Below are 17,864 nucleotides of genomic sequence, written 5' to 3'. Positions count from 1 at the left end.
GTCGGCGATTGTGTGAGGACGACAAGAAACTGAGTCTCGACTGAGGTGGGACTTGGTACCTGACGGCAAAACCGGGGGGTCGCGGAGAGGGCGGGCCTACAGTCGCGGGTGGCAACGACGCCACTGACCTCGGGAGTCCTCAATGACGAGTGAAAAGACCCACGCGCACGGCCTCGGCATGCGCATCGCCGTGATCGTCCTCAGCCTTCTGCTGGCGGCGATGGTGCTGCTGTTCTTCGCCACGATGAGCAAGGTCTCCGCTGGGGCCGCGGAGCTCGCGGACGGCACGACCACCGCGCGGGGCGGATCCGCGGACCTCGCCGCCGGTGCCTCCGACCTCGCCGCGGGAGCCGACGACCTGGCCGCGGGCACGCAGGATCTCGCGGCAGGCACGGCGACGGCGCAGCAGGGTTCCGAGAAGCTGAGCGACGGGGCGACGACGGCCGCCGCGGGCGCCACGACGCTCGCCGAGGGCGCCGGAACCCTCGCGGCGGGAGCCGCCACCGCTCTCGACGGTGCAGGACGAGTGAGCGGCGGAGCGCAGACGGCGCTCGCCGGGTCGCAGGAGCTCGCGGCGAAGATGGCGGCGGCGGATGCCGGGGCCCGAGAGCTCGTCGCGGGAGCGACCACGCTCGCCGCGGGCGTCGACGGCGCGCACCGGTACGCGAACGGCGTGCTCGAGGGCGCGACGACTCTGAGCACCACGCTGCGCGCCGGAGTGAGCGCCGACGTGCAGAAGCTCGCCCATCCGGACACGCAGACGCTGCTGACGGGCGTCGCCACGAGCGCTCCCGGCAATGCGCGGACGCTCGCCGCCGGTCTGCAAGGTCTCCTCGCCGCGAATCCCGCCGATGTGCAGCTCCAGCAGCTCGCGACGCTCGCCGCCGGTGTCGAGAAGCAGGTCGGCGCGCTGGCCGGCCCCGCCGCGGCTGCTCCGGGCCTCGCACAGGGACTCATCGGCGCCGCCGACGGCTCCGCACGCGTCACGGCGGGCGTCGGTGCGCTCATCAACGGCGACCCCTCGAAAGGGTGGCCGGGGACCGTGGTGCTGGTCTCCCCGAAGGGCGCTCCCGCCCTGGTCGCCGGAACGCAGACACTGCAGGACGGCACCTCCCGGCTCGCGGCAGGTGCGGCGGATCTCTCGTCCGGGCTGCAGACCCTCTCGACCGGGGCGTCGTCGCTGTACTCCGGCACCGCGGAGCTCAGCGCCGGCGCGGCGCGGCTCGACGACGGCGCCGGGTCGCTGGCCACGGGCGTCGGCGCGCTGCAGTCGGGTGCCGGTGACCTCCGATCCGGGATGAGCGAACTCCGCACCGGCGCCGACGCGGTGGCCGAGGGCTCCGGGGCCCTTGCGAGCGGAGGCGCGAGGCTCGACGCCGGTGCCGCCGACCTCGCGGCCGGCAACGGACGTATCGCCGACGGTTCGGGCACCCTCGCGACGGCCACGGCGGGCGCCGCGCCCTCTCTGCTCCCGTGGATCCTCGGGATCGGTCTCGTCGGCCTGATCGCGATCGGGTTCTGGATCGGCCACCGCGTCGCCCACCGCTGATCGTCGATCCACCCCCTTCCGCGCGACCCACCCCCGTAAGTGACGCACTTTCGGGGGTGGGTCGACCGCAAGGGGGTGGGTCGGCGAGCGCGGGTCAGCGCTTCGGGAGGGGGATCGTGCCGGTGGCGATGCGCTCGGTGGGCATGCGGTCGCGATCGTAGGTGATCTCGTCGTAACCGTGCGGGGTCGGCAGGCCGTCCTCACCGATGCTGACGAACACGATCTCGTCGATGGTGAGGATGCGCTTGCGGGTGATCATGTTGCGCGCGACGGCCCGCATCGTGAGCGACGTCGTACCGAAGCGCGTGGCCTGCAGCCCGATCTCGATGAGGTCGCCCTGCACCGCCGATGCCTCGAACGTGATGGCGGAGATGTGCCGGGTGACGACGCGGTAGTTGCCGAGCTGCACGATCGCGTAGATCGCCGCCTCCTCGTCGATCCACTTCAGCAGGCTCCCGCCGAACAGCGTGCCGTTCGCGTTGAGGTCTTCCGGGCGCACCCACTTGCGGGTGCGGAAGTTCAGGCCGTCCTCGGACTGCCATGCCGGTGCTTTCTGTTTCGCCATGCCCCGAGGCTAGGCGGCTCGTGCGTCGGCGGTGTTACGCCGGGTTTTCGGACGGATGCACGCGCCGCCGCTCACAGCGGATCTGCTCCGGGCGGATTCGCTCCCGCGGTCCTGAGCGGAGCCGGATGCTGGGGACATGAGCGAAGACACCCCTCTCCCGCAGTTCGGCCCCGAGGCCCGGCGCGCCCTGTTCCACGAACGGGTGCTCGTCCTCGACGGCGCCCTCGACGACGACAACGGCACCCTTCTGATGACCCAGCTCCTCGGCCTCGCCGCGGAGGACCCGACGACCGACATCGCCCTCTGGATCCACTCGCCAGGCGGCTCTGTGCCGTCGATGCTGGCGATCCGCGACCTCATGCACCTCATCCCCAACGACGTTTCCACCCTCGCCCTCGGCCTCGCCTGCAGCGCGGGACAGTTCCTGCTCTCCGCGGGGACGAAGGGCAAGCGGCGCGCTCTCCCGCACGCCCGGATCCTCATGCACCAGGGCTCGGCGGGGATCGGCGGATCGGCGGTGGAGATCGAGGCGCAGGCCGACGACCTCCGGCACATGCGCGACACCGTCCTCGGCCTCATCGCCGACGACACCGGTCAGCCCCTCGCGCGGATCTTCGAGGACTCCCTCCACGATCGCTGGTACACCGCGGCCGAGGCGCAGGGCTACGGGTTCATCGACGAGATCGTGCGGTCCGCGGCGGAGATCATGCCCCGCCGTCGTGCGCGGGTCGGACTGGGGGCGGACGTATGAGCAGCTACACGATCCCCCACGTCATCGCGCAGCACCCGCGGGGTGAGCGGGTGATGGACGTCTACTCGCATCTGCTCGCCGAGCGCGTCATCTACCTCGGAACCGGCATCGATGCGGGAGTCGCGAACGCCCTCATCGCGCAGCTCCTGCACCTCGACGCGGACAGCCCGGAGACCGCCGTGCAGTTCTACATCAACAGCGAGGGTGGGGATCCCGGTGCCGCGCTGGCGATCTACGACACCATGCAGCACATCCGCCCGCGGATCGCGACGACCTGCGTCGGGCAGGCCATCGGTCCGGCGGCGCTGCTCGTCGCGGCGGGGGCGCCGGGGGAGCGAGCGGCCCTCGCCCACGCGCGCATCGTGCTGCATCAGCCGGCCGGGCAGTCACGCGGAGCCATCCCGGACCTCATCCTCGCGGCCGACGAGGTCGTGCGGGTGCGGGCCGACATGGAGTCGATCCTGGCCCGGCACAGCGGTCGCGCGCTCGCGGAGCTCCGCGTCGACACCGACCGGGACCGGGTCTTCACCGCCGCCGCGGCTCTCGAGTACGGCCTCATCGACACCGTGCTCGGTCCCCGTGATCCGGATGCACGATGAGGTGACGGGTGTACGACGGATTCCCGAGATCCGTCGTGCACCCGGACTCCGGTCGTGCAGGTGAAAGGGGTCAGGCGGCCAGAGCGAAGGCGCCGCGGGAGGTCGAGACCGCCGCCGCGGCAGGGGTGGCCTGACGAAGCTCCTCGGCGACCGCGCTCGTGAGCTCCACGAGGGAGGAGTCCAGCGCGCCGGCGATCGCGGCGATCATCTCGCTGGACGGCTCCTTCCGGCCGCGCTCGACCTCGGAGAGGTACTGCGGCGAGACCCCGGCCTTCTCCGCGGTCTCGCTGAGTGTCTCCCCGCGGTCATGGCGTCGCCGTCGCAGCTGATCGCCGAGCATCTCGCGCCACAGCGGTTCGGGTCCGTTGGACGGCGGACGGACGGGATGCGGGGCGCGGGGGAACGGGACGATGTCGGCCATGCCTCACGATAAGCCGCCGCCCGCGGGGCGATCGAGACGTTCTGCTCAGAGCAGAACGCGGCTCAGAGCGCGGCCGTGACTCCCGGCAGCAGCGCCCCCAGGATGTCCTGCAGCCGCTGCCGATCCTCCGCGGACAGCGGGTCGAGGATGAGCTCGCGGATCTGGGCCACGTGGACCGGTGCGGCCGCGCGGAGCATGTCCCGTCCGGCCGGGGTCAGCGTCGCGGAGAGGGTGCGCTTGTCCGTGCTGCACGAGGTCCGTTCCACCCACCCGCGCTCCTCCAGCGAGTCCAGGGCGTGGCTCAGGCGCGACCGGCTGAGTCCGGCGATGCGCGCGAGCTCGGTCATGGTGACGGCATCCTCACCCTGGCCGGCGAGGGTGACGAGGATCGCGTAGCGGGCGTGGTTGAGCCCGACCTCGTCCTTCAGCGCCCGGTCGAGGACCTGCGGCAGCAGTTGGACGAACCGGATGATCGGCAGCCAGGTCGCGAGCTCGCCGTCGTCGAGCCGCCGCGGGTGCCGCGCCTCGTTCATGTCGTGCTCCTCGGAGGTCACGCCGCGGTCAGGTCGATCGTGTGGGCCGTGTGGTCGCGCTTCGCCTGGAGGTAGCGCGAGTTGGCTGCGGAGAGGTGCACCTCGGTGCGGACGCGCTCGGTGACCTGGATTCCGAGCCCGTCGAGCTGCGCGGCCTTGTCGGGGTTGTTGCTGAGCAGGCGGATGCGGTCCACGCCCAGCGCTCGCAGCATCTGGGCCGCCACGGTGTAGTCCCGCTCGTCCTCGCCGCGGCCGAGGGCCACGTTCGCCTCGTAGGTGTCGAGCCCGGCGTCCTGCAGCGCGTAGGCGTCGAGCTTGGCGTAGAGCCCGATGCCGCGGCCCTCCTGCCGCAGGTAGAGGAGGAAGCCGCCCTCCGCGGCGATCCGCTCCACGGCCTCCCGCAGCTGCGGTCCGCAGTCGCAGCGCTCCGACCCGAACACGTCACCGGTGAGGCACTCGCTGTGCGGGCGGACGAGGGGCGCGACCCCGCCGTCGGCGGCGCGATCGAGGGCGGCCTGCCAGTCGCCCAGGCCGAGCAGCAGGTGCTCGCGGCCGTCCACGAGTCCGTCGAAGGTCACGACGTCGGCCGTCGTGCCGAAGCCGTCCGCGAAGCGCAGGGGCACCCGCACGCGGGTGCGCTCCGCAGCGACCGTTGAAGTTTCAATCATGTGAGGGGAAACGCCGGAGACGCGCGGCTATTCCCGCAACCGTCGGGAGGCGATGACCGTGTCCGTCCGTGACGGAGGCAGACGGGGAGCGCCGCGCACTCGGTAGCCTCGCACCATGAGTCACTTCGTCACCGCCACCGAGCTCCACGACCTCCTCGAGAACGGCGCCCCGATCCGGGTCATCGACGTGCGCTGGCGCCTCGACCGCCCAGAGGCGGGCCCGGGCGACTATCGCTCCGGCCACATCCCCGGCGCGGTGTTCGCGTCGTTGGATCAGGAGCTCTCCACACCCGGGGCACCGACCGAGGGCCGCCATCCGCTCCCCTCGACGGAGACCCTGCAGGCGGCGGCCCGGCGATGGGGTGTGCGGCAGGGAGACACGGTCGTCGCCTACGACGACACCAAGGGACTCGCGGCGGCCCGGGCGTGGTGGCTGCTGCGGCAGGCAGGGGTCGACGTCCGGGTGCTCGACGGCGGGCTGCGCGCGTGGACCGCGGCCGGATACGACCTGGCGACCGACGACGTCGTGCCGGAGACCGGCGATGTCGTCCTCGCGGATCCGGGCCAGGACGCCCTCTCGATCGATGAGGCGGAGGCGTTCCCGGAGACCGGGGTGCTGCTCGACGTCCGCGCCCCGGAGCGCTACCGCGGAGAGACCGAGCCGCTCGACCCGATCGCCGGGCACATCCCCGGCGCCCGGAACCTCCCCACCACGCGGCACCTCGACGACAACGGGCGCATCCGCGACCGTGACACGGTGCTGGCGACGCTCGCCGAGGTCGGGGTCACCCCGGAGACGCCGGTGGCGGCCTACTGCGGGTCGGGAGTCACGGCGGCGCACACGGCTCTGGTGCTCCACGAGGTCGGCATCCCGGCGAAGGTCTTCCCCGGCTCCTGGAGCCAGTGGTCGAACACCCCGGGGCGGCCGGTCGCGACGGGGGATCAGCCCGGCTGATCGCCCCCGCGAGGACCGTACCCCCAGCGCAGACCGAGGGCGCCGGGGCCGAATGCCCGACGGACCTGATGCACCGACGTGCCCCGAGGTCGGGGGAGCGCGGTGACGACGGTGCCTCCGGCGGTCTCGACGAGTTCGTCGCACCAGTCCGGGACGGCATCCGGGTGGAAGCGCGTCCACACCAGGACTTCCCGGGCCTGGCGGGACAGGGCGTGACCGGTCTCCCGATCCGACGGGTGGCCCGGCTCGTACTGCACCGACCACTCGACGACCGCGGTGTCCGGGGCTTCGAGCGGGACGTCGAGTTCGATCAGCGCACCGTGCGCCTCGCCGTTCGGGTGGGAGTAGCGCGCGGTGACCCGTCCGCCGGCCACGGCCGTGAGCCGCGGCGGAGGCCCGGGCACGCCGGGGGTGAGGTCGAGGACGGGGATGGCGGTGATCACGCCGCTCGTCGACTGCACGATGCTGCGGGTGAGGCAGGAGGACACCTCGCCGTCGGCGTCGACGTCCGTGACGGAATGGACGGTGAGCTCCCGCGACGGGTCCGGGTACGTGGCGCCGAGGGCGGCGTAGACCTCGCGGACGGCCCGTTCCATGTCGACCTGCTCCAGCGGGAACCCCTGCGGTCCCAGGGGTCCTGTGCGGTGCGGACGGAGGAGACGGCTCAACGCCCCGGATTCGAGGCACAGCAGGTCCTCGATGTCGGCGAGGGCGGCGAGGGACTGCGGTCCTTCCGGGCGACGGGCCCCCGAGCGCCAGTAGCTCAGCGTGGCCATCGAGACGCGGTTGCCCCGGTCGTGGAGCTGCCGCTGCAACCACGACAGCGTCACCGGTCTCGCATTGATCGCATCGCGCAGCGCCGCGGCGAACGCGTCCGGCGTCGCCGCTCTCCTCTCGCCGTCCCCAAAACCCATCACAGCCCCCGCCCGGTATGTGAAGAACACACCTCTACAGTGAGCATAAGACCGCACGCGCGCACCTCAGGGGACCAGGTGGGCATGTGGGTCACGGGGCTGCGATGTCGCGGGGAGGGTGCCCGACCCGGCGACAGCGGCCCGACGCAGTGATGCCCCCCTTGCTGCGTATGTCGTGAAGCCCGGCAATCGATCTGGGGAGATCCGCCGGGCTTCACGAGCATCCCCGGGCGCGTGCGGCTCGCGGCCCCGCGTAGACTGGGGGGAAACCCCGGAGGATCTGGCCGTTATGTCTGCCCCTGCTCGCGCGTTCACCATGCGCCACGTGCAATTGCTGCGCGCGTTGTTCGCGGCCGTCGCCGCCCTGATGATCACCTTCTCCTCGGATCACTCCGCCGCGGTCGGTCTCGCCGTCTTCAGCGGCTTCGCTCTGGTCACCGCCCTCGTGCACATCCTCGCGGCCTGGCTCGTCCTCCCCGCGGGGTCGCGCTGGGCGGCGATCCTCCTCGCGGTCGTCAGCGTCATCGCGGGTATGGCGAGCGGTGTGCCCGTGTGGCGCACGGACGACATGTTCTTCATCGTCCTCATCACCTGGGGCGTGCTCAACGGTGGCCTCGAGCTGCTCGCCGGCATCCGGGCCCGCCGCGCCGGGGGAGCGCTCGCCACCGACGCGATCACCGTCGGGGCTCTCGGCCTGCTCCTCGCCGTCGTCCTGCTGCTGATCCCCTCGGGCTTCGTCCAGGAGTACACGATCGAGAAGGCGGGCACGTTCCAGCTGTCCGGCATCATCCTCGGCGTGGGGATGTTCGGAGGGTATGCGGCCATCGTCGCCGTCTTCCTCGGCATCGCCGGCCTCACCCCGAAGCGTGCGGACGCCGATGACGTCGCTCCCGCCCCCGAGAACGATGCGGCTCCTGTGGAGCACGGAGGAGAGCGATGAGCGACGACAAGCCCACCCGACGGGACATCCTGCGTCCCCTCCACCTGCTCGGCATCGCCCTGGGCTGCGGCGTGTTCGCCATGGTGGTCACTCTCGTCTCCACCGGCGCGTTCACCCTCCGCGTGAACACGGCCATCGCGAACGGCACCTACGAGGGTCTCACCCCCGTGGCGTTGAGCCTCGTCGTGGGTGGCGGCGCCTTCATCGCGACGCTCTTGATCCTCGCGATGCTGATGCTCGCGATCGACCCCGCCGACGTCACCAAGACCATCGACCGTCCCGTGCTCTACGACGCGGAGGACGACGGCAAGGGTGACGGCACCACCGACGAGCCGGGACGCCCCGCCTCGACCTGATCCGTCATACGGGCGGAATATCGGTGAGGTCCTTCCGCTTGTCCCTGGAGTGACTGCCTCCGTCGACCGCGCCTCCATCGGACTCCGGTCGGAGCGCGGACCCATCCTCGGCGCGCTCATGCTCGCCACCGGCCTCATCGCGATCGACGCGACCATCCTCGCGACCGCTGTCCCGAGCATCGTGCGCGACCTCGGCAGCTATCAGCAGTTCCCGTGGCTGTTCTCCGTGTACCTCCTGGCGCAGGCCGTCAGCGTGCCCATCTACTCCCGCTTCGCGGACACGGTGGGCCGCAAGCCGATCATCCTGCTCGGCATCGCCCTGTTCCTGCTCGGATCGATCCTCTGCGGGTTCGCCTGGAGCATGCCGGCGCTGATCGTGTTCCGCATCATCCAGGGCATCGGCGCCGGTGCCGTCGCGCCGATGTCGATGACCATCGTCGGCGACATCTACACGGTCGCCGAACGCGCCAAGGTCCAGGGATACGTCGCGAGCGTCTGGGCCATCTCCTCGGTCGTGGGCCCGGCGCTCGGCGGGATCTTCGCGCAGCTCGACGCCTGGCGATGGATCTTCTGGATCAACGTCCCGCTGTGTCTGATCGCCGGGTGGATGCTGCTGCGCACCTACCGGGAGCAGAAGCAGACGCAGAAGCACAGCATCGACTACGGCGGAGCGGTGCTGCTCACGATCGGGTTGACCGCGCTCATCCTCGGCATGCTGGAGGGCGGGAACGCGTGGGCCTGGCTGTCGGTGCCGAGCGCCCTCTGCTTCGGTATCGGGGTGGTCGCGTTGGTGGCCTTCGGGTTCGTCGAGCGCCGTGTCGCGGAGCCGATCGTCGATCTGCGCCTCGTCACACGTCGGCTCATCCTCACGACGACCATCGTGTCGCTCGGCATCGGGGCGTTGATGCTCGGGGTGACGAGCTTCGCCCCCGCCTACCTCGAGGGGTCCATCGGCATCGCTCCGCTGCTGTCAGGTCTCGCGGTGGCTGCTCTGACCCTCGGCTGGCCGCTCGCCGCCGCGAACGCCGGGCGGCTGTACCTGCGCATCGGCTTCCGCCGCACCACCCTGATCGGCATGAGCATCACCACGGTCGCCGCCATCGCGCTCGCCGCCGTCGCCTCCTGGCCGAACCCGTTCGTCGTCGCCGGCATCGCGTTCCTCCTCGGCTTCGGGCTCGGGTGGAGTGCCGCGCCGACCCTCATCGCCGCTCAGGCTTCGGTCGGCTGGGGCGAGCGCGGAGCGGTGACCGGGATGAATGCCTTCGCACGGTCCGCGGGAAGTGCCGTGGGGGTGGCGGTGTTCGGGGCGATCTCCAACGCCATCATCGCGCAGGGCGCGGGACCCGACGACCCCGACACGATCATCCACGCGTCGGTGTGGGTGTTCGTCGCGGTCGCCGTGACCGCTGTGCTCACCCTGATCGCCGCCGCGTTCATGCCGAAGGACAGCGTCGAGGAGCACTCCGGGGAGTCCGGCTCCTAGCTCCCCGGGCTCAGCGGGCGAGGCGCTCCGCGATACCGGTGTAGGTCGCGGGGGTCAGTGCGAGCAGCCGTTGCTTGGCCGCGTCGCCGATCTCCAGGCCCTGCACGAACTCGGCGAGGTCGTCGGCGCCCACCCGGTGTCCGCGCGTGAGCTCCTTGAGGAGCGCATACGGGTCCTGGATGTTCGACCGGCCGGCGACGACCTCGGCACGGATCACCGTCTGGATCGCCTCGGCCAGCACCTCCCAGTTCACGTCGAGGTCGGCGAGCAGCACGTCGCGCGACAGCGAGATCGCGTTCAGGCCGCGGCGCAGGTTGTCGAGCGCGAGCAGCGAGTGCCCGAATGCGACGCCGATGTTGCGCTGCGTGGTGGAGTCGGTGAGGTCGCGCTGCAGGCGGCTCGTGACGAGGGTCTGGCCGAGCGAGGCGAGCAGAGCGCCCGAGATCTCCAGGTTGGCCTCGGCGTTCTCGAAGCGGATCGGGTTGATCTTGTGCGGCATCGTCGACGAGCCGGTGGCCCCGGCGACCGGGATCTGCGCGAAGTAGCCGAGCGAGATGTAGGTCCAGATGTCCGTCGCCAGGTTGTGCAGGATACCGCCGGCGTGACGCACGCGGTCGTACAGCTCCACCTGCCAGTCGTGCGACTCGATCTGCGTCGTCAGCGGGTTGAACCCGAGACCGAGCCCTTCGATGTACTCGCGGGCGATGGTCGGCCAGTCGGCGTCCGGGTCGGCCGCGAGGTGAGCGGACCAGGTGCCGGTCGCTCCGGAGAACTTCGCGAGGTACTCGGAGCCGGCGATCTGGCTGCGCACGCGCTCGAGGCGCCAGGCGAAGACCGCGAGTTCCTTGCCCATGGTCGAGGGCGTGGCGGGCTGCCCGTGCGTGCGGGAGAGCATGGCGGCGTCGGCGTGCTCGACGGCGAGCTCCCGCAGCTTCGCGATCACGGTGTCGAGAGCCGGGAGCCAGACCTCCTCGACGGCGCGCTTGACGGTGAGCGCGTAGGACGCGGAGTTGATGTCCTCGCTCGTCGCCGCGAAGTGCGTCAGCTCGGCGATGTGGTCGAGGCCGAGCGTGGCGAGCCGGTCGCGCACGAGGTACTCGATGGCCTTCACGTCGTGCTGCGTGACGGCCTCCTTCTCGGCGAGCCAGTCGATCTCGGCCTGCCCGAAGTCGCGGTAGAGCGCGCGCAGGCGCTCCTTGTCGTCGCCCGACAGGGGGCTCGTCTCGAACAGCGAGCGGTCGGTGAGGGCGATCAGCCATTCCACCTCCACCTCGACCCTGGCGCGGTTGAGTCCGGCCTCGGAGAGGAAGTCGGCGAGCCCGGTGACGGCGCCGCGATAGCGGCCGTCGAGGGGGCTGAGGGGCTGCGGCGGGAGCGAAGGCTGGAAAGTCAGGGGAATCCTCCTGATCAGGCCCCGAAGGTTCGGGGCGTGCGGGGCAGGCGCAGGGCGGGTTCGAGCTGGCGGAACAAGCCGCGAGTCGCCGTCTCGATCATACCGAGCACCGAATCGAACATCTCCGGGCCCGCGTAGTAGGGGTCGGGGACATCGTGGGTCGAGGCGTCGGGATCGAAGGCGAGGAGGAGGGTCACCTTGCCGTCCTCGTCCTCGTCTCTGGCCCATTCGCGGAGGATGCGCTCGTGCGTGCGGTCCAGGGCCACCACGAGGTCGTTCTCGGCGAAGGACGCGGCGGTGAACTGGCGGGCGCGGTGCAGCGAGCCGTCGTAGCCGCGACGGGCGAGCGCATCGATGGTGCGGTGATCGGCGCGCTCCCCGAGATGCCAGTCCCCGGTGCCCGCGCTGCGGGAGACGATCCGGGAACCGAGACCCTGCCGTTCCGCGAGGTCCCGGAACACGGCCTCCGCCATGGGGGAGCGGCAGATGTTGCCGGTGCAGACGAAGATCACGCGGAAGGGATCTCGGGCTGTCACGGATCCATTCTGCCGGTCGATGCGGTTCCTGCACAGCGCCGCCCGGATCGCGACCCGCCTTCGACTCTCCTGCACCGTGGTGTGTGGGCGACGACTGTCCACGGTCCGTGCCCGTGTGAGGCGCATCCGGAGCCGGGGAACGAAGGGCGGGGAAAGGGTGGATCCATGTCGTCCTTCCCTCTCACCGCCCTCTCTCCCGGTGTCGACCCCGCGCTGCGCGCCGCAGTGCTGTCCGAGCTGGATGCGGCCGGGGAGCGACTCGACGAGGCGGCGTCCGTGCTGACGGCCCTGCGTGATGCGTGCTCCTGGGAATCCGAGGGGGTCGAGGCGCTGCGGATGGCGCTCTGGCGGCTGTCCGAGGACGCGGCGCCGGTGCGCGCCATGATGCAGCAGTGCCGCAGGGAGGCGGAAGCGGCATGAGCGGGCTCAGCATCGACCACGGCGGCGCGATCGCCGTGGACACCGCGCAGCTTCGCGACCTCGCGGTACGGGTGCGGGGCGTCGTCCCGGTGTTGGCGGAGGTGGCCGATGCCGTGGCGCGCGCCGAGGCGCTGCTCGCCACGGCGGCGTGGACGGAGCTGGCCCCCGCGGCCTGGTCGCTGCGGTCCGTGGCGACGTCGCTGGACGGGCTGACGGCCCGCGTCGAGAAGACGGCCGCCGATCTCGTCCTGATGGCCGAGGCGTACGAGGTCGTCGAGCTGCGCGCGCGGGCGGAGGCGCTGGCGCACACCGACGCGGCCGCCGCCGCCGCGGTGGAGGCGCGCCTGGCGCGGCTCCTCGCCTCGGACGGGAGTGTGGGAACGCTCGCGGACACTCTGGAGCGGACCGCGGATGCCCGGAGGTTCCGCGGCCTCGACGACCAGTACGACGCCGCCGGTCTGCTCCCACCGGTCTTCCTGGGCGGTGCGTTCGTAGGGGTGACGTCGGGACTCGGGCGCGTCCGACCGGGAATGGCACTCGGCGCGACGGCCGATCCGGTACGCGTCTCCGTGGCCTCCCGCTCGCGGCCGACCGGCGCACCGAGCGGACTGGCGAGTGCGCTCCGCCGACTGCCCTCCGCCTCCGGGGCGCAGGTGGCGATCGAGAAGTACACGATGCCCGGTGAGGCGCCGCGATACGTCGCCTACCTCGCCGGCAGCCGCTCGATGTCGCTCCGCACGGCCGGCGGGACGGAACCGTGGGACATGAAGTCGAACATCGAGCTCTACACCGGGGGCCGGTCCGCGTCGTATCAGGCGACCCTCGACGCCCTGGCCGCGGCCGGTGCGAGACCCGGGGATCGGGTGGATGTGGTCGCGCACTCGCAGGGTGGGTTGATCGCGGCGCACCTGGCGATGGAGAGCCCGTTCGCGGTCACGACTCAGATCACCGCCGGAAGCCCCGTGGAGCCGACGCTCTCCGCCGATCACACCCTGGTGCAGCTTCGGCACACCGACGACGTGGTGTCCGCGCTCGCCGCGGGAGGGGCGAGGGAGGGCACAGGCTCGGCCGACAGCTTCACCGCGAGCCGGGTGGGCGACCCCGACGCCGGTCGCCAGGACCTCGCGCTCGAGACGCACTCCCTGGAGAACTACATGGAGACGGCGGCGATGGTGGATGCCTCCGCCGACCCGCGGGCGGAGGCTCTCGACGCCTACTGGGCGGACCTGGACCGCGCCGTCACCGTCGACCGCACCGAGTACCGCGCGGAGCGTGTGCTCCCCGATCCGTGAGCCGCACGCGGCGTCGGCAGACGTCGGTGGACGGGTCAGTCGCGGCGGGAGCGCTTGTTCTGCGGGCGCAGGATGAAGCCGAAGATGCCGTTGATGATCGAGATGATCAGGGCGGCGAGAACACCCCACCAGAACGACTCGACCGTCAGGCCCCATCCGAAGCTGCTGGTGATCCAGGCGGTCAGCCAGAGCAGGAAGCCGTTGATGAGGAAGCCGATGAGGCCGAACGTGATGATGTACAGCGGGAAGGCGACGATCTTCACGACCGTGCCGATGATGGTGTTCACCAGCGCGAAAAGGGCTCCCACCGCGAGGAGCGTCAGGACGAGCTGCAGCGTCTCGCCCGGCGGGAAGGCGCGCACCGTGACCTGGAGCACGGGGATGAGCGTGACGACCCAGATGGCGAACGCGTTGACGACGACCCGGATGATGAAGCGCATGATGTGTTCAGTCTCCCACGCGGGGCTCGCGGTGTCAGCCGCGGTCGTCCACCGGGATCCGGTTCTCGCGGATGCGCCGCTCCGACTCGTCGAGGTCGATGCTGCCTGATGCGACGCCGATGACCAGATCGAAGGCATCGTCCGTCGTGAAGCGGTGCTTCCATCCGTTGATCCAGAGGAACGCCACGAAACTCGTCCACGCCGTGCGCTTGTTTCCGTCGAACAGGGGATGGTTGCGGGCCAGAGACTCGAGGAGGGCGGCCGCCTTCCGGTCCAGCGTGCCGTAGGCGTCCTCCCCGAACAGCGACGCGGCAGGGCGCGCGAGAGCCGACGCCAGGAGACCGGCGTCCCGGACGTGGAACCCCAGGCGGCCGACGATGCGGAGGCCGTCCTCCAGAGTCAGATACTCGGTCACGCGTCTTCGAGTCGCTCGAGGAGGACCTTGTCGTTGTCGAACACGAAGTCGACGGCGGCGTCGACGAGGGCCGACCGATGGCTGTCCGCGACGAAGCGATCGGCCGCCTCGATGAGCAGCGCATGCTTGGACGTGTGTCGCTGGGCGGCGACCTCGCCCAGCCGTGCATCGAGTTCCGCAGGGAGTCGCACCGTCATAGCCATACCAGAATGGTATCACTGCACCCTCGGCCTCGAAAGGGTGGCGGGACACACGTCCTAGACTCGACGCGTGACCGAGCCGACCCTGCCCCGCATCCGTCCCGCCATCGCCTCCCTCGCGCCGTACCGCCAGGGCAAGCAGGCCGGTCCCGAGGCCTTCAAGCTCTCCAGCAACGAGAATCCGTTCGATCCGCTGCCCTCGGTCGTCGAGGCGCTGCAGCACACGACGCCGATCAACCGCTATCCCGACGCCACGGCCGGCCGCCTGCGTGCGCGGCTCGGAGCCCGCTACGGGGTCGAGCCCGAGCAGGTCCACGTCGCCTCCGGCAGCGTCGCGATCCTGCATCAGCTCGTGCTCGCCACCGCGTCGGTCGGCGACGAGGTCGTCTACGCCTGGCGGTCGTTCGAGGCGTACCCGAGCCTGCCGCTCGTCGCCGGGGCGACCGGGGTGCAGGTGCCGCTGACCGCCGACTCCCGCCACGACCTCGACGCGATGGCCGACGCCGTGACCGACCGCACGCGCGCGATCATCGTCTGCACGCCGAACAACCCGACCGGCCCGATCATCACCTCCGCCGAGTTCGCTGCGTTCGTGGATCGCGTGCCCTCTGACGTGCTCATCATCCTCGACGAGGCCTACGCGGAGTTCGTCACCGCCCCCGACGCCGTCGACGGCCTGGCCGAGCGCGTCTTCGAGGCGCACCCGAACGTGGTCGTCCTCCGCACGTTCTCCAAGGCCTACGGTCTGGCCGGGCTCCGGGTCGGCTATGCGATCGGCCACGAGAAGGTGCTCGACGCGGCGCGCACGACCGGCATCCCGCTGTCGGTGACATCCGCGGCCGAGAACGCCGCCATCGCGAGCCTCGACGCCGAAGCCGAGCTCCTCGAGCGCGTCGCCGTGATCGTCGAACGCCGCGCCCGTCTCGTCGAGGGGCTCCGCGCGCAGGGCTGGGAGGTGCCGGACGCCCAGGGCAACTTCGTCTGGCTGCCGACCGGCGCGCGTACGGACGAGGTCGCGGCGGCGTTCGTCGACGCCGACCTGATCGTGCGCCCTTTCTCCGGCGACGGCATCCGGATCTCCGTCGGCGAGGAGGCGGCCGTCACCCGTGTGCTGGAGGTCGCCGCAACCCTCCGCTGAGCGCGACGCCGCCCGGCGGACCGCGGAATCTCGGGGTTCCGGGGAGATGCGAGGGCGTCCTAGGTATGCGTGACCCGGCATGCCGACGCGGGTAGCGTGGGGGCCGTGAGCACCTCTGAGACCCCCCTCGTGCGCGTCCTGGACGAGACCGGAAAGGTCGCCCCGACGCCGGCCGCGGAGCAGTACCTGCCGCTCATCGAGGCCATCCCCGACGACGAGCTCGCGCAGTTCTACCGCGACATGGTGGGCATCCGCGCGATCGACACCCAGGCCACCAACCTGCAGCGCCAGGGCCAGCTCGCCCTGTGGCCGCCGAGCCGCGGACAGGAGGCGGCGCAGGTCGGCTCCGGTCGGGCCGCCCGCGCGCAGGACACGATCTTCCCCTCGTACCGCGAGCACGCCGTCACCCGGATCCGCGGCGTGGACCCGGTCGACATCATCAAGCTCATGCGCGGCGTCTCCCACGGTGGCTGGGACCCGACCGATCCGAAGAACGGCAACACCCGCCTCTACACGCTCGTGCTCGGCTCCCAGGTGCTGCACGCCGCCGGCTATGCCATGGGTCTCACGTTCGACGGGCGCACCGGCACCGGCGACCCCGAGCGCGACGAGGCGGTCGTCGTGTACTACGGCGACGGGGCCTCCAGCCAGGGCGACGTGCACGAGGCGATGGTGTTCGCGGCCAGCTACCAGGCCCCGACGCTGTTCTTCCTGCAGAACAACCACTGGGCCATCTCGGTCCCCGTCACCACGCAGTCCCGGGTGCCGCTCGTGCAGCGCAGCGCCGGGTACGGCATCCCCAGCGTCCGCGTGGACGGCAACGACGTCCTCGCCAGCTACGCGGTGTCCCGCGTGGCCCTCGACGAGGCGCGCGGCGGCGGCGGCCCTCGCGCCATCGAGGCCGTGACCTACCGGCTCGGCGCGCACACGACCAGCGACGACCCCACGAAGTACCGCGGCGACGACGAGGAGCTCGCGTGGGCCGGGCGCGACCCGATCGTCCGGATGCGCGCGTTCCTGGAGAACCGCGGCGCCGAGGAGGGCTTCTTCGCCGAGGTCGACGCCGAGGCCGCCGACGCCGCGGAAGACCTCCGCGCCCGCACCGTGCAGCTCGGCCCGCCCCGCGCCGACCTCATGTTCGACCACGTGTACAGCGAGCCGCATCCGCTGATCGAGGAGCAGAAAGCCTGGCGCGCCCGCTACGAGGCGTCGTTCGAAGGAGAGGGCCAGTGACCCGGGAGACCATGCCGCTCGGCAAGGCGCTGAACGCCGGTATGCGCAAGGCGATGGAGGACGACCCGAAAGTCCTCCTCATGGGCGAGGACATCGGCAAGCTCGGCGGCGTGTTCCGCATCACCGAGCACCTGCAGCGCGACTTCGGGGAGCAGCGCGTGCTGGACACCCCGCTCGCGGAGTCGGCCCTGGTCGGCACCGCGATCGGCCTCGCGATGGCCGGGTTCCGTCCCGTCGTCGAGATCCAGTTCGACGGCTTCGTCTTCCCCGCGTTCGACCAGATCACCACCCAGCTCGCCAAGCTCACCAACCGGCACGAGGGGTCGCTGCGGCTGCCCGTCGTGATCCGCATCCCGTACGGCGGGCACATCGGGGCGGTCGAGCACCACCAGGAGAGCCCGGAGGCGTACTTCACGCACACCCCCGGCCTGCGCGTGGTGTCGCCGTCCACCGCGAACGATGCCTACTGGATGATCCAGGAGGCCATCGCGTCGGACGACCCGGTGATCTTCCTGGAGCCGAAGAGCCGGTACTGGCCGAAGGGCGAGGTCGAGCTCGACGCTCCCGCCGTCCCGCTGCACTCCTCGCGGGTGGTGCGGACCGGGACGGACGTGACCCTCGTCGGACACGGCGCCATGGTCACGACGCTGCTGCAGGCCGCCGCCCTCGCCGAGTCCGAGGGCACGAGCTGCGAGGTCGTCGACGTGCGCTCGCTGTCTCCGGTGGACTACGAGCCGATCCTCGGGTCGGTACGCAAGACGGGGCGCATGGTCTACGCGCAGGAGGCCCCGGGATTCACGAGCCTCGGCAGCGAGATCGCCGCGACCGTCATGGAGCGCGCGTTCTACGCCCTCGAGGCTCCGGTGCTGCGCGTCTCCGGCTACGACACCCCGTTCCCGCCCGCGAAGCTCGAGGGCGCGTACCTGCCGGACGCCGATCGCATCCTCGAAGCCGTCGACCGCTCCCTGGCCTACTGACACCGACGTTCCATGTTCACAACTCAGGACAACCGCCCCCTTTACCCGTCCAGCGCGGGCGCAGGGGCGCGCACCGGTTCGAGTCT

22 protein-coding genes are annotated in these 17,864 nt (G+C 71.2%); 12 read left to right on the top strand and 10 right to left on the bottom strand.

The window, feature by feature from the left end; all coding sequences use genetic code 11:
* Positions 1-142: 142 nt before the first annotated feature.
* Positions 143-1,549, top strand: a complete 1,407-nt coding sequence (locus MICNX66_RS16115) for a hypothetical protein (protein WP_187662711.1) — start codon at positions 143-145, stop codon at positions 1,547-1,549.
* A gap of 94 nt (positions 1,550-1,643) precedes the next feature.
* Here MICNX66_RS16115 and MICNX66_RS16110 read toward each other — a convergent pair whose 3' ends face one another.
* Positions 1,644-2,114, bottom strand: coding sequence for an acyl-CoA thioesterase (locus MICNX66_RS16110; protein ID WP_081811533.1), 471 nt, complete (start codon positions 2,112-2,114; stop codon positions 1,644-1,646).
* A gap of 136 nt (positions 2,115-2,250) precedes the next feature.
* On the opposite strand from MICNX66_RS16110, the gene MICNX66_RS16105 reads away from it, so the two are divergent.
* Together MICNX66_RS16105 and MICNX66_RS16100 are read left to right on the top strand one after the other, a co-directional pair.
* Positions 2,251-2,865, top strand: coding sequence for a ClpP family protease (locus tag MICNX66_RS16105; protein ID WP_187662710.1), 615 nt, complete (start codon positions 2,251-2,253; stop codon positions 2,863-2,865).
* Positions 2,862-3,464, top strand: coding sequence for a ClpP family protease (locus MICNX66_RS16100; protein WP_187662709.1), 603 nt, complete (start codon positions 2,862-2,864; stop codon positions 3,462-3,464). Before MICNX66_RS16105 ends, MICNX66_RS16100 begins: the two co-directional genes overlap by 4 nt.
* A 70-nt stretch (positions 3,465-3,534) precedes the next feature.
* Here the strand turns inward: MICNX66_RS16100 and MICNX66_RS16095 are convergent, their stop codons facing one another.
* The 3 genes from MICNX66_RS16095 to MICNX66_RS16085 all read right to left on the bottom strand — a co-directional run bounded on the left by MICNX66_RS16095 (position 3,535) and on the right by MICNX66_RS16085 (position 5,086).
* Positions 3,535-3,885: a helix-turn-helix domain-containing protein gene (locus MICNX66_RS16095; protein ID WP_187662708.1), complete on the bottom strand. Its 351-nt coding sequence runs from the start codon at positions 3,883-3,885 to the stop codon at positions 3,535-3,537.
* 62 nt (positions 3,886-3,947) lie between these two features.
* Positions 3,948-4,418, bottom strand: a complete 471-nt coding sequence (locus tag MICNX66_RS16090) for a MarR family winged helix-turn-helix transcriptional regulator (RefSeq protein WP_187662707.1) — start codon at positions 4,416-4,418, stop codon at positions 3,948-3,950.
* A gap of 17 nt (positions 4,419-4,435) precedes the next feature.
* Complete coding sequence (locus tag MICNX66_RS16085) at positions 4,436-5,086, bottom strand: GTP cyclohydrolase II (protein ID WP_187662706.1); 651 nt, start codon at positions 5,084-5,086, stop codon at positions 4,436-4,438.
* Between the two features lie 115 nt (positions 5,087-5,201).
* Between MICNX66_RS16085 and MICNX66_RS16080 the strand changes: the two genes are divergently transcribed.
* Positions 5,202-6,041, top strand: a complete 840-nt coding sequence (locus MICNX66_RS16080; protein ID WP_187662705.1) for a sulfurtransferase — start codon at positions 5,202-5,204, stop codon at positions 6,039-6,041.
* Here MICNX66_RS16080 and MICNX66_RS16075 read toward each other — a convergent pair.
* On the bottom strand, positions 6,029-6,955 hold the full coding sequence (locus MICNX66_RS16075) for a hypothetical protein (protein ID WP_187662704.1): 927 nt from the start codon (positions 6,953-6,955) through the stop codon (positions 6,029-6,031). The genes MICNX66_RS16080 and MICNX66_RS16075 overlap by 13 nt on opposite strands.
* Before the next feature lie 289 nt (positions 6,956-7,244).
* On the opposite strand from MICNX66_RS16075, the gene MICNX66_RS16070 reads away from it, so the two are divergent.
* From MICNX66_RS16070 to MICNX66_RS16060, 3 genes are read left to right on the top strand one after another with little or no spacing between them, the layout of a single operon-like run.
* Positions 7,245-7,895, top strand: coding sequence for an acyl-CoA synthetase (locus MICNX66_RS16070; protein ID WP_187662703.1), 651 nt, complete (start codon positions 7,245-7,247; stop codon positions 7,893-7,895).
* Complete coding sequence (locus MICNX66_RS16065) at positions 7,892-8,251, top strand: hypothetical protein (RefSeq protein WP_187662702.1); 360 nt, start codon at positions 7,892-7,894, stop codon at positions 8,249-8,251. Before MICNX66_RS16070 ends, MICNX66_RS16065 begins: the two co-directional genes overlap by 4 nt.
* A gap of 49 nt (positions 8,252-8,300) precedes the next feature.
* On the top strand, positions 8,301-9,734 hold the full coding sequence (locus tag MICNX66_RS16060) for an MFS transporter (protein WP_187662701.1): 1,434 nt from the start codon (positions 8,301-8,303) through the stop codon (positions 9,732-9,734).
* Between the two features lie 10 nt (positions 9,735-9,744).
* On the opposite strand, the gene purB is transcribed toward MICNX66_RS16060, so the two are convergent.
* A complete protein-coding gene (gene purB, locus MICNX66_RS16055; protein ID WP_187664258.1) occupies positions 9,745-11,127 on the bottom strand; it encodes an adenylosuccinate lyase in 1,383 nt (460 codons plus the stop codon).
* Positions 11,128-11,141: 14 nt separating this feature from the next.
* Positions 11,142-11,663 (bottom strand): low molecular weight protein-tyrosine-phosphatase, encoded by a 522-nt coding sequence (locus MICNX66_RS16050; protein ID WP_187662700.1) that lies wholly within the window; start codon positions 11,661-11,663, stop codon positions 11,142-11,144.
* A 165-nt stretch (positions 11,664-11,828) separates the two neighbouring features.
* On the opposite strand from MICNX66_RS16050, the gene MICNX66_RS16045 reads away from it, so the two are divergent.
* Complete coding sequence (locus MICNX66_RS16045) at positions 11,829-12,083, top strand: hypothetical protein (protein ID WP_187662699.1); 255 nt, start codon at positions 11,829-11,831, stop codon at positions 12,081-12,083.
* Positions 12,080-13,375 carry a hypothetical protein gene (locus MICNX66_RS16040; protein ID WP_187662698.1) on the top strand — a complete coding sequence of 432 codons (1,296 nt, stop codon included), beginning with the start codon at positions 12,080-12,082 and terminating at the stop codon, positions 13,373-13,375. The genes MICNX66_RS16045 and MICNX66_RS16040 overlap by 4 nt, the downstream gene beginning before the upstream one ends.
* A 35-nt stretch (positions 13,376-13,410) precedes the next feature.
* Here MICNX66_RS16040 and MICNX66_RS16035 read toward each other — a convergent pair whose 3' ends face one another.
* From MICNX66_RS16035 to MICNX66_RS16025, 3 genes are read right to left on the bottom strand one after another with little or no spacing between them, the layout of a single operon-like run.
* Entirely contained in the window at positions 13,411-13,815 is a 405-nt protein-coding gene (locus MICNX66_RS16035; RefSeq protein WP_187662697.1) for a phage holin family protein, read from the bottom strand.
* A gap of 34 nt (positions 13,816-13,849) precedes the next feature.
* Positions 13,850-14,230 (bottom strand): type II toxin-antitoxin system death-on-curing family toxin, encoded by a 381-nt coding sequence (locus MICNX66_RS16030; RefSeq protein WP_187662696.1) that lies wholly within the window; start codon positions 14,228-14,230, stop codon positions 13,850-13,852.
* A complete protein-coding gene (locus MICNX66_RS16025; RefSeq protein ID WP_187662695.1) occupies positions 14,227-14,433 on the bottom strand; it encodes a hypothetical protein in 207 nt (68 codons plus the stop codon). The genes MICNX66_RS16030 and MICNX66_RS16025 overlap by 4 nt, the downstream gene beginning before the upstream one ends.
* A gap of 67 nt (positions 14,434-14,500) precedes the next feature.
* Here MICNX66_RS16025 and MICNX66_RS16020 point away from each other — a divergent pair, with 67 nt between their 5' ends.
* From MICNX66_RS16020 to MICNX66_RS16010, 3 genes are all read left to right on the top strand, one after another.
* The gene (locus tag MICNX66_RS16020) at positions 14,501-15,568 is read left to right on the top strand and encodes a histidinol-phosphate transaminase (protein WP_187662694.1); all 1,068 of its coding nucleotides are present in this window, start codon (positions 14,501-14,503) and stop codon (positions 15,566-15,568) included.
* 105 nt (positions 15,569-15,673) lie between these two features.
* Positions 15,674-16,801, top strand: coding sequence for a thiamine pyrophosphate-dependent dehydrogenase E1 component subunit alpha (locus MICNX66_RS16015; protein ID WP_232089125.1), 1,128 nt, complete (start codon positions 15,674-15,676; stop codon positions 16,799-16,801).
* 11 nt (positions 16,802-16,812) lie between these two features.
* The gene (locus tag MICNX66_RS16010) at positions 16,813-17,778 is read left to right on the top strand and encodes an alpha-ketoacid dehydrogenase subunit beta (protein ID WP_187664256.1); all 966 of its coding nucleotides are present in this window, start codon (positions 16,813-16,815) and stop codon (positions 17,776-17,778) included.
* Positions 17,779-17,864: the final 86 nt, after the last annotated feature.

The sequence above is a fragment of the Microbacterium sp. Nx66 genome, assembly GCF_904066215.1.
Classification (GTDB): domain Bacteria; phylum Actinomycetota; class Actinomycetes; order Actinomycetales; family Microbacteriaceae; genus Microbacterium; species Microbacterium meiriae.
This window is presented reverse-complemented; position numbering and strand designations above follow the sequence as displayed.